We start from the raw sequence: 10072 nt of genomic DNA on the forward strand, positions 1-10072 counted from the left end.
ACGGTCACCGATCATCCAGAGCCCGCCCGCGCCGGTCGGCGAGACCCCACGCCGCGGCCGCCGCGACCGCGAAGAAGACCGCGAAGACGACGAAGAGCAGAGGCGCCCCACCGGCCACGAGCATCACCGGCACGAGCAGCGGGGCGATGATCGAGGCGAGACGGCCGACGCCCGCGGCCCAGCCTGAACCCGTCGCCCGAAGCGACGTGGGGTACATCTCCGGCGTCACCGCGTACAGCGCGCCCCACGCACCGAGGTTGAAGAACGACAGGGCCATCCCCGCGGCGATCACGACTCCCTCCGCGGATGCCGTGCCGAACGCGATCGCCGACAGTGCGGAGCCGGCGAGGAAGACCGACAGGGTCAGGCGCCTCCCCCACACCTCGATCAGCCAGGCCGCGACGACGTAGCCGGGCAGCTGAGCGAGCGTGATCACGAGTGTGAAGCCGAACGAGCGGACCAGGTCGTAGCCCTGCGCGACCAGGATCGACGGGATCCAGATGAACGCGCCGTAGTAGGAGAAGTTGACGCAGAACCAGACGAGCCAGAGCGCGGCTGTCCGGCGGCGGAATTCTCGCGTCCACAGGCCCGCGAGTCGCTCGCGCGCCGACGGCGCTGCGGCGGCGGTATCGGCGGTCGGCGTGGCCGTGCTCGGCGCCGGTGTCACCCCCGCGGACTGCTCGAATGCGCGCACGACGGCGTCGGCCTCGGCGTGCCGACCGCGCCGCGCGAGCCATCGCGCCGACTCGGGCAGTCCCCACCGCACGATCAGCGCGTAGGCGGCGGGGATCGCGCCCAGGGCGAAGGCCCAGCGCCAGCCGTCCGCCGACGTCGGGATGACGAAGAAGCCGATGAGGGCGGCGGCGGTCCAGCCGACCGCCCAGAAGGCCTCGAGGATCACGATGAGGCGACCGCGGATCCGTGCAGGCGCGAACTCGCTGACGTACGTGGAGGCGACCGGAAGCTCGGCCCCGAGACCCAGGCCGACGAGGAATCGAAGCACGAGGAGCACCGCGAGTCCGCCGACGAGCGCGCTGGCTCCCGTTGCGGCGCCGTAGATCAGCAGCGTCACCGCGAAGATCTGGCGCCTCCCGAAGCGGTCCGCCAGGAGCCCGCCGAGCGTGGCGCCGATCGCCATGCCGATGAACCCGATCGAGGCGATCCATGCCGTCTGACCGGGCTCGAGCTGCCACTGCACCGCGAGAGCGGCGATGATGAAGGAGATCAGGCCGACATCCATCGCATCGAGCGCCCAGCCGAGCCCGGAGCCGGTCAGGACTTTGAGGTGGCGCCGCGTGAACGGCAGCCGGTCCAGGCGCTCCGACACCGCAGACGCGTCGAGCGCCTGCGGCGCAGCATCCGTCATGAAGACAGGATGTCACGCACCAGCGGCTGCACCTGCGCGCCGTACAGCTCGATCGAGCGCATGAGCTTGTCGTGCGACAGCGTCCCCGTGGAGAACTTCATGTCGAAGCGCGTGCTCCCGAGCGTCTTCACCGTCGTGGCGATCTTGCGTGCGACGGTCTCCGGCGAGCCGACGTAGAGCGCACCCTCGGGTCCGACGTCGTGCTGGAAGCGGGCGCGGCTGTACGGCGGCCAGCCGCGCTCGCGTCCGATCGTGTTGTTCATCGCCTCGAAGCCCTCGTAGGCCTCGTCCCATGCCTGCTGGTCCGTCTCGGCGATGTGACCGGGCGAGTGGATGCCGACGGGCCGCGCACCGATCCCGAACGAGTCGAGCGAACGGTGGTAGAGGTCCACGAACGGGCGGAACCGGTGCGCCGGTCCGCCGATGATCGCAAGCATGAGGCCGTAGCCGTACCGGGCCGCCCTGACGACGGACTCCGGCGACCCGCCCACCCCGACCCAGGCGGTCAGCCCGTTCTCGGTCTTCGGGTACACGTCGGCGGCATCCAGCGCGGCGCGCTTCGTGCCCTGCCACGTCACCGGCTTCTCGGTCATGAGCTGCGAGAACAGGTCGAGCTTCTCTTCGAAGAGGGTCTCGTAGTCGCGCAGGTCGTAGCCGAACAGAGGGAAGGACTCGATGAACGAGCCGCGTCCGAGGATCACCTCGGCGCGACCGTTGGAGACCGCGTCCAGGGTGGCGAAGCGCTCGTAGACGCGAACCGGATCATCCGACGACAGCACGGTGACGGCGGTCCCGAGGTGGATGTCGCGCGTCCGCGCGGCCGCGGCCGCCAGCACGATCTCCGGGCTCGAGATCGCGAACTCGGGGCGGTGGTGCTCCCCCACGCCGAAGAAGGCCAGTCCGACCTCATCGGCCAGCACCGCCTGGTCCACGACGTTGCGGATCGTCTGCGCGTCCGAGAGACGCGCACCGGCGGCATCCTTCGTGACGTCGCCGAAAGTGTCGAGGCCGAGCTGGATCTCATTCATGTGAATGCAAACTCCGCTCGGCCCCGACCTATTCCGTCACGCGGTGAGTGCGGAGCGCAGCGTGTCCAAACCGACGCCGCCCAGGTCCAGCGCACGCTTGTGGAAGCGCTTGATGTCGAACGCGTCGCCCTCCGCCGCTTTCGCGTCGTCGCGGATCTGCTCCCAGATGCGCTGTCCGACTTTGTACGACGGCGCCTGTCCCGGCCAGCCGAGGTAGCGGTTCACCTCGAACTGCACGAACTCGTCGGACATGTTCACGTTCCGGCGCATGAATGCCAGCGCGTAGTCGGCGTCCCACGTCCCCTCGCCGTCGAGCCGGGGCTTCTGGAGGTGCACGCCGATGTCCAGAACGACGCGCGCGGCGCGCATGCGCTGACCGTCGAGCATCCCGAGGCGGTCGGCGGGCTCTTCGAGGTAGCCGAGCTGCTCCATGAGGCGCTCGGCGTACAGCGCCCACCCTTCCGCGTGGCCGGACGTGCCGGCCAGGAGGCGCCGCCACGAGTTCAGCTCGGCGCGGTTGTAGACCGCCTGCGCGATCTGCAGGTGATGCCCGGGCACGCCTTCGTGATAGACCGTGGTGAGCTCGCGCCACGTGTCGAAGTCCTCGACGCCCTCGGGAACGGACCACCACATACGGCCCGGACGCGAGAAGTCGTCCGTCGGGCCGGTGTAGTAGATGCCACCTTCCTTCGTGGGCGCGATCATGCACTCGAGCCGGCGGATCGGTTCGGGGATGTCGAAGTGCGTGCGGCCGAGCTCGGCGATCGCCCGGTCGCTCGTCTCCTGCATCCACCGCTGCAGGGCGTCGGTGCCGTGCAGCTTGTGCGACGCGTCCTCCTCGAGGAACGCGATCGCCTCCTCCACGCTCGCGCCGGCCTTGATCTGGTCCGCGATCGACTCCTGCTCGGCGACCATGCGCGCGAGCTCCTCCACGCCCCAGTCGTACGTCTCGTCAAGGTCGATGCTCGCCCCGAGGAAGCGCCGGGACTGCAGCGCGTAGAGCTCGCGGCCGACCGCGTCCTGCTCACCGGCGGCCGGTGCGAGTTCGGTGCCCAGGAACGCGGCGAGCTCGTCGTACGCGACGCGGGCGGCGTTGGCGTTGTCGGCGAGTTCGCGGGCGAGGGATGCCGGCAGCTGGCCGTCCGCGGGGGCGGCGTCACCGGCGAACGTCGCGAAGAAGCCCTGATCGCTCGTGTAGCGCGCGATCTGGGTCACGACTTCGCGCACCTGCCGACGCGCGGGGACGACACCCTCGGCGATCCCCTGCCGGAGAGTCTGCACGTAGCCTTCCAGGGCGGTGGGGATCGCGCCGAGGCGGGTCGAGATGACGGCCCAGTCCTCCGCGGTGTCGGTGGGCATGAGGTCCAGCACGGACCGGATGTCCTGCGACGGCGACGCGATCACGTTGAGGTCGCGCAGGTGCCACTTCGCGTCGTGCAGATCGATCTCGAGCCGGATCTCGCGGCTGAGGTCCTCTTTCGTGACCTCGTCGATCGCATCGACCGGCGTCGCGGCCTCGAGGTCGGCGAGGGTGCGCCGCCCGGCCTCGATCAGCCGCTCGGTGCCCTCCGGCGAGTAGTCGCCGTAGCGGTCGTTGTACTCGAAGCGGCCGATGTACGTCGCAAGCGTCGGAAGCTGCTCAGCGAGCGTGTCGACCCACGCGTCAGCGATCGTGTCGATCGGCGTGGGCGTACGTGTGGAATCTGTCATGCATCGAGCCTAGGCAACGACTCCGGCGCCGCCAACACGGTCAGTGCGCGGCTTCGTTCCAGTCGCGGCCCCGCCCGATCTGCACGTCCAGCGGCACAGCCAGGTCGGCGGCATCACCCATCCGCGTGCGGACGATCTGCTCCGCGGCATCCCACTCCCCCGCGGCCACCTCGACGACGAGTTCGTCGTGGATCTGCATGAGCACCCGGGAGTGCAGCTGCGCGGCGGCGAAGTCGTCGTGGATGTGGAACAGCGCGATCTTCATGATGTCGGCGGCGCTGCCCTGGATGGGAGCGTTCAGAGCCGCCCGCTCGGCGTTCTCCCGCAACACGCGGTTCGGGCTCGCGAGGTCCGGGAACGGGCGCCGCCTTCCGAAGATCGTCTCGGTATAGCCGTCGATCCGGGCCTGCTCCACCGAAGACCGCAGATAGTCGCGGACCGCCCCGAACCGGTGGAAGTACTCCATCATGAGCTGCTTCGCCTCGGACTGCTCGATACGCAGCTGCTTGGACAGGCCGAACGCGGACAGGCCGTAGACCAGGCCGTACGACATCGCCTTGACTTTCGTCCGCATCGGCGCGGTGACGTCGGCCGGCTCGACCCCGAACACCCGCGCGCCGACGAAGCGGTGCAGGTCCTCGCCCGAGTTGAACGCCTCGATCAGTCCCGGGTCCTCGGACAGATGCGCCATGATGCGCATCTCGATCTGCGAGTAGTCCGCGGTCAGCAGCGTCTCATAGCCCTCGCCGACTTCGAATGCGGCGCGGATACGACGGCTCTCGTCGGTGCGGACGGGGATGTTCTGCAGATTCGGGTCGGTGCTGGACAGGCGGCCGGTCTGGCTTCCGGTCTGCACGTACGTCGTGCGGATTCGCCCGTCGGGAGCGATCGCGGTGTCGAGCGACTCGATGATCTGCCGCAGCTTCGTCGCCTCGCGGTGCTGCAGCAGCAAGTCGAGGAAAGGGTGCGGGTGGGAGTCCTGCAGATCGGCCAGGACCGCGGCATCCGTCGAGTACCCCGTCTTCGTCTTGCGCGTCTTCGGCAGGTCGAGCTGATCGAACAGAACCTCCTGCAGCTGCTTCGGCGACCCCAGATTCACTTCGCGTCCGATTGCCGCGTACGCGTCCTGCGCGATCGCATCCGCGCGGCTGCCGAGCTCTGCGGAGAACTCCGACAGCTTGGCGTGCGAGACCGAGACGCCGGCGAGCTCCATGTCGGCGAGCGTCCGCAGCGTCGGCAGTTCGATGTCGGTGAGCACGGCGGCAACGCTCTCGGCGAGCTCGCCGCGCAACGCCTCCGCGACCCGCAGCGTGTACCAGGAGAGCTGTCCCGGTGTGGCACCCTCGGTCTCGGGGACGAGCTGGGTCGGGTCGGCCTCGGGGAGCTTCTCATCGAGGCACCGGTCCACGAGGTGCGCGAGCGTCTTGTCGGGGAAGCTGGGCCGCAGCAGCCACCCGGCCACGATCGTGTCGAAGACGAGCCCGCCGAGCGCGAATCCGGCACGGCGCAGAGCTTTCAGCTGCGGCTTCGCGTCGCTGAAGACCTTCGGCGCGTCCGAGGCGAGCCACGGACCGATGGATGCCGCCACCTCGCTGCTCCAGGTCGCTTCGGCGACGGCATCCGCGCCTTTCCCGCCGCGCACGGCGAAACCGACGCGGACCGGCAGCGCGCCCTCGACGAGAACGGTGACGCCCACCTCGCCGGTCGCCGCTGCGAGCCACGTCGCCAGATCGCCCGGTGACGGCTCGAGCGGCACGGGAGCGGCGACCGCGGCGGCCGCGGACAGCGAGGCCATCTGCTGCTCGATGCCGGCGAGTTCGGCGACGCGCGGAATGAGCGTCTTGAACTCGAGCCGCGCGAAGATGTCGCGGACGCCCTGTGCGTCCATCGGCTGCACCTCGAGGTCGGCGATCGTGACGGGCAGCTCGACGTCGCGCAGCAGCCGGTTCAGCGTCCGGTTGCGGCGGACGGCGTCGATGTGCTCGCGGAGATTGTTGCCGACCACGCCGGTGACCTTATCGGCGTTCGCGAGCAGGTCATCGAGCGAGCCGTACTGCGTGATCCACTTCACCGCCGTCTTCTCGCCCACCTTCGGCACGCCGGGCAGGTTGTCGCTGGTCTCGCCGACGAGCGCCGCGATGTCCGGGTACTGCTCGGGGCGCACGCCGTAGCGCTCGATCACCGCCGCGGTGTCGTAACGCTTGAGCTGGGACACCCCCTGCACGTTCGGGTAGAGCAGCGTGATGTCGTCGTTCACGAGCTGGATCGTGTCGCGGTCGCCGGAGCAGACGAGCACGTCGTAGCCCTGCTCGGCGCCCTGGGTCGCGAGGGTCGCGAGGATGTCATCGGCCTCGAAGTCCTCTTTGGCGAGCACGGTGATGCTCATCGCCGCCAGGCACTCCTGGAGCAGAGGGATCTGACCCTTGAACTCACTCGGTGACTCGGACCTGTTGGCTTTGTACTCGGTGTACTCGCGGGTACGGAACGACTGCCGGGACGTGTCGAACGCGACGGCGAGGTGCGTCGGCTTCTCGGCCTTGATCAGGTTGATCAGCATCGACAGGAACCCGTAGATGCCGTTCGTGTGCTGCCCGTCCTTCGTCGAGAAATTCTCGACCGGGAGGGCGAAGAATGCCCGGTATGCCAGCGAATGGCCGTCCACGACGAGAAGGGTAGGCTTTGCGGAGTCCGTCACCCTGCAAGTTTAGTGAGGGGTCCGGACGCCGCTCCCGACGACGAAGGCTGACGATGACCGACACCGCCCCCACCGACGAGAACGGACTGGTCTGGGCCGCACGCCGCGGAATGGGCGCCCTCGCCGAGAAGATGGGCATGGAGTTCGTGGAGTTCTCCGTCGACCGTGCCGTCGCCACGATGCCCGTCGAAGGCAACACCCAGCCGGTCGGGCTGATGCACGGCGGCGCGTACGTCGTGCTCGGCGAGTCGCTCGGGTCGATGGCGGCGAACCTCCACGCGGGACCAGGGCGCCTCGCCGTGGGCATCGACATCAACGCCACGCACACGCGCTCGGCGACCTCGGGGGTCGTGACGGGCGTGTGCACGCCCGTTCATCTGGGCCGCAGCATGACCGTGCACGAGATCGCGGTCTCCGACGAGCAGGGCAGGCGCCTGTCGACGATCCGGATCACGAACATGATCAAGGACCTGCCGCGGGACTGAGCCGCGGTGGAGGTCGCTACGCCTTCTTGGGGGCGAGCTGCTCGATGATCGCCTTTGCGACGTCCTGCATCGTCAGCCGGCGGTCCATGGAGGCCTTCTGGATCCAGCGGAAGGCCTCGGGCTCGCTGAGCCCCATCTTCTCGTTGAGGAGGCCCTTCGCGCGGTCGACGAGCTTGCGGGTCTCGAAGCGCTCGACCATGTCGGCGACCTCGGCCTCGAGCGTGATGATCTGCTCGTAGCGCGCGAGGGCGATCTCGATCGCCGGCAGCAGGTCGTTGGGGGTGAACGGCTTCACGACGTACGCGAGCGCACCGGCCTCGCTCGCCCGCTCGACGAGCTCCTTCTGGCTGAAGGCGGTGAGCAGGACGACGGGGGCGATGTGGTTCTTGCTGAGCTTCTCGGCGGCGGAGATGCCGTCCAGCTGCGGCATCTTCACGTCCATGATGACCAGGTCGGGTCGCAGCTCCGTGGCCAGCTGGACCGCGGTCTCGCCGTCGCCGGCCTCGCCGACGACGTCGAATCCGTTGTCCCGGAGGATCTCGACGATGTCGAGACGGATGAGCGACTCGTCCTCCGCGACGACGACTCGTCGCGGCGTGGGGGCCGTGCTTGCGCTGGACTGCTCTTGCTCTGTCACAAATGAATCCTACGGTATGGTCAATCGCGGAAGTCTCCGGGCCGGTGTGGCGGAATGGCAGACGCGGAGCACTCAAAATGCTTTGTCCGAAAGGGCATGTGGGTTCGAGTCCCACCACCGGTACGCGAAAAGAGGGCCGATCCCGCACGGGATCGGCCCTCGACCCGTCTTTGGGACGGGTCAGGCGCCGAAGTACTGGTTCCCGAGAGCCTTGCTCTTGAGCGCTTCGTACTCGCCCTGGCTGATCGTGCCGGCATCCAGCAGCGCCTTCGCCTGAGCGATGTCCGCCGCGGGCGTCGCGGACGCAGACGGCCGATAGTCGTCCGTTTCGGGCACGCCGCCGCCACGGGCCGCCGCATTGCGCTCGGCCATGCCGCGCCCTCGCGCGATGACGTAGACGAGGGCGGTGAGGAAGGGCAGGAAGATGAGCGCGATGATCCACGCGGCCTTCGCCCAGCCGTTCAACGCGTGGTCGCGGAACAGATCCATGATGATCAGGAACACCATGAAGATGTAGGCCGTGAAGTAGAAGATCCACAGCAGGAACCAGAAGAGATCGCCGAAGCCGATCATGTGAAATCCCCCGTCAGACGCGAATGGTCGCGCTCAGCATAGCGAGCGCGACCATTCGTGCGATACCGCGGAGCGTCAGTCCTTGGACTGGTAGATCGGGGCCTTGCCGTGCACGGCGTCGCCGATCTTGTGGATGCGGATGTCGTTCGTGGAGCCCACGATTCCGGGAGGGGAACCGGAGATCACCACGACCTTGTCGCCGACTTTGGCCAGGTCGTTGCTGAGGAAGAAGTCATCGACCTGGATGAACATCCGGTCGGTGTGCGCGACGTGCTCCACGAGCGCGGACTGCACGCCCCACGTGAGGGCCATCCGGCGACGGATCGCCGGCTCCGTCGCGAAGCCGATCATGGGGATCCGCGGACGCAGACGCGACATGCGGCGGGCGGTGTCGCCGGACTCCGTGAAGATGCACAGATACTTCGCCTCGACGAAGTCCGCGACCTCCATGGCCGCCAGCGTGATCGCGCCACCCTGCGTGCGGGGCTTCGTGGTCAGCGGAGCGATGCGCTCGAGGCCGTGGTCCTCGGTGGAGGCGATGATGCGGGCCATGGTCTCCACGACAACGACGGGGTACTTGCCGACGCTCGTCTCGCCGGACAGCATGACCGCGTCCGCGCCGTCGAGCACCGCGTTGGCGACGTCGCTCGTCTCGGCGCGCGTGGGCACGGGGTTCTCGATCATCGACTCGAGCATCTGCGTCGCGACGATCACGGGCTTGGCCATGCGGCGGCAGAGCTCGACCGCGCGCTTCTGCACGATCGGCACGGCCTCCAACGGCAGCTCGACGCCGAGGTCGCCGCGGGCGACCATGATGCCGTCGAACGCGTCGATGATCTCCTCGAGGTTCTCCACGGCCTGCGGCTTCTCGATCTTCGCGATCACCGGGACGTGGCGGCCCTCTTCGGCCATGATGACGTGCACGCGCTGGACGTCCTTCGCGCTGCGCACGAACGACAGGGCGATCAGGTCGGCGCCGATGCGCAGGCCCCAGCGGAGATCCGCCTCGTCCTTCTCGGACAGCGCCGGGACGTTCACGGCGACGCCGGGCAGGTTGATGCCCTTGTTGTTCGAGACGGCGCCGGCGACGATGACCTTCGTCGTGACGACGGGGCCCTCGACCTCGGTGACCTGGACGCGGACCTTGCCGTCGTCGATCAGGAGGAAGTCTCCGGCCTTCACGTCGGCGGGCAGGCCCTTGAAGGTCGTCGAGACGATCTCCTTCGTTCCGGCGATGTCCTCCGTGGTGATCTTGAAGATGTCCCCGACGGCGAGGTCGTGCGGGCCGTCGGCGAACTTGCCGAGGCGGATCTTCGGACCCTGCAGGTCCACGAGGACCGCGACCGGACGACCGGCGTCGTCTGCGGCCTTGCGGACGTTGGCGAAGTTGGCTTCGTGGACGGTGTAGTCGCCGTGGCTCAGGTTCATCCGGGCGACGTCGACACCCGCCTCGATGATCGCGCGGACCTGCTCATAAGTCGAGGTGGCGGGTCCCAGCGTGGCGACGATCTTGGCACGTCTCATCGTGTGTGTACTCCGTGAGGGGTCGGGATTTCTTGGCAGAGGAGCCGCGGCCAG

The 10072-nt window shown here is 68.4% G+C and carries 8 protein-coding genes and 1 tRNA gene; 2 read left to right on the plus strand and 7 right to left on the minus strand.

Features of this window, described 5'->3' with window-relative positions:
- Window positions 1-4: 4 nt before the first annotated feature.
- Genes AB0P18_RS06545 through polA form a run of 4 tightly spaced genes read right to left on the minus strand, consistent with a single transcriptional unit; the run spans window position 5 to window position 6799 of the window.
- On the minus strand, window positions 5-1366 hold the full coding sequence (locus tag AB0P18_RS06545) for an MFS transporter (RefSeq protein WP_363359425.1): 1362 nt from the start codon (window positions 1364-1366) through the stop codon (window positions 5-7).
- A complete protein-coding gene (locus AB0P18_RS06550; RefSeq protein WP_363359426.1) occupies window positions 1363-2394 on the minus strand; it encodes an LLM class flavin-dependent oxidoreductase in 1032 nt (343 codons plus the stop codon). The genes AB0P18_RS06545 and AB0P18_RS06550 overlap by 4 nt, the downstream gene beginning before the upstream one ends.
- A gap of 36 nt (window positions 2395-2430) precedes the next feature.
- Window positions 2431-4104: a DUF885 domain-containing protein gene (locus tag AB0P18_RS06555; protein ID WP_363359427.1), complete on the minus strand. Its 1674-nt coding sequence runs from the start codon at window positions 4102-4104 to the stop codon at window positions 2431-2433.
- 40 nt (window positions 4105-4144) lie between these two features.
- Window positions 4145-6799: a DNA polymerase I gene (gene polA, locus AB0P18_RS06560; RefSeq protein ID WP_363359428.1), complete on the minus strand. Its 2655-nt coding sequence runs from the start codon at window positions 6797-6799 to the stop codon at window positions 4145-4147.
- A 53-nt stretch (window positions 6800-6852) separates the two neighbouring features.
- Here polA and AB0P18_RS06565 point away from each other — a divergent pair, with 53 nt between their 5' ends.
- Window positions 6853-7284 (plus strand): hotdog fold thioesterase, encoded by a 432-nt coding sequence (locus AB0P18_RS06565; RefSeq protein ID WP_344053505.1) that lies wholly within the window; start codon window positions 6853-6855, stop codon window positions 7282-7284.
- 16 nt (window positions 7285-7300) lie between these two features.
- Here the strand turns inward: AB0P18_RS06565 and AB0P18_RS06570 are convergent, their stop codons facing one another.
- On the minus strand, window positions 7301-7921 hold the full coding sequence (locus tag AB0P18_RS06570; RefSeq protein WP_344053507.1) for a response regulator: 621 nt from the start codon (window positions 7919-7921) through the stop codon (window positions 7301-7303).
- 40 nt (window positions 7922-7961) lie between these two features.
- Here AB0P18_RS06570 and AB0P18_RS06575 point away from each other — a divergent pair.
- A tRNA-Leu gene (locus tag AB0P18_RS06575) sits at window positions 7962-8044 on the plus strand.
- Window positions 8045-8101: 57 nt separating this feature from the next.
- Here the strand turns inward: AB0P18_RS06575 and AB0P18_RS06580 are convergent.
- Window positions 8102-8494, minus strand: a complete 393-nt coding sequence (locus tag AB0P18_RS06580) for an SHOCT domain-containing protein (protein ID WP_344053510.1) — start codon at window positions 8492-8494, stop codon at window positions 8102-8104.
- 75 nt (window positions 8495-8569) lie between these two features.
- A complete protein-coding gene (gene pyk, locus AB0P18_RS06585) occupies window positions 8570-10018 on the minus strand; it encodes a pyruvate kinase (RefSeq protein ID WP_363359429.1) in 1449 nt (482 codons plus the stop codon).
- Window positions 10019-10072: the final 54 nt, after the last annotated feature.

It is taken from the genome of Microbacterium sp. NPDC064584 (genome assembly GCF_040687315.1).
Classification (GTDB): Bacteria; Actinomycetota; Actinomycetes; order Actinomycetales; family Microbacteriaceae; genus Microbacterium; species Microbacterium lacus.

Coding starts and splice junctions, on each gene's coding strand:
- AB0P18_RS06550 (WP_363359426.1), bottom strand. CDS start 2,394: ATGAATGAGATCCAGCTCGGCCTCGACACTTTCGGCGACGTCACGAAG.
- AB0P18_RS06555 (WP_363359427.1), bottom strand. CDS start 4,104: ATGACAGATTCCACACGTACGCCCACGCCGATCGACACGATCGCTGAC.
- AB0P18_RS06565 (WP_344053505.1), top strand. CDS start 6,853: ATGACCGACACCGCCCCCACCGACGAGAACGGACTGGTCTGGGCCGCA.
- AB0P18_RS06545 (WP_363359425.1), bottom strand. CDS start 1,366: ATGACGGATGCTGCGCCGCAGGCGCTCGACGCGTCTGCGGTGTCGGAG.
- pyk (WP_363359429.1), bottom strand. CDS start 10,018: ATGAGACGTGCCAAGATCGTCGCCACGCTGGGACCCGCCACCTCGACT.
- AB0P18_RS06580 (WP_344053510.1), bottom strand. CDS start 8,494: ATGATCGGCTTCGGCGATCTCTTCTGGTTCCTGCTGTGGATCTTCTAC.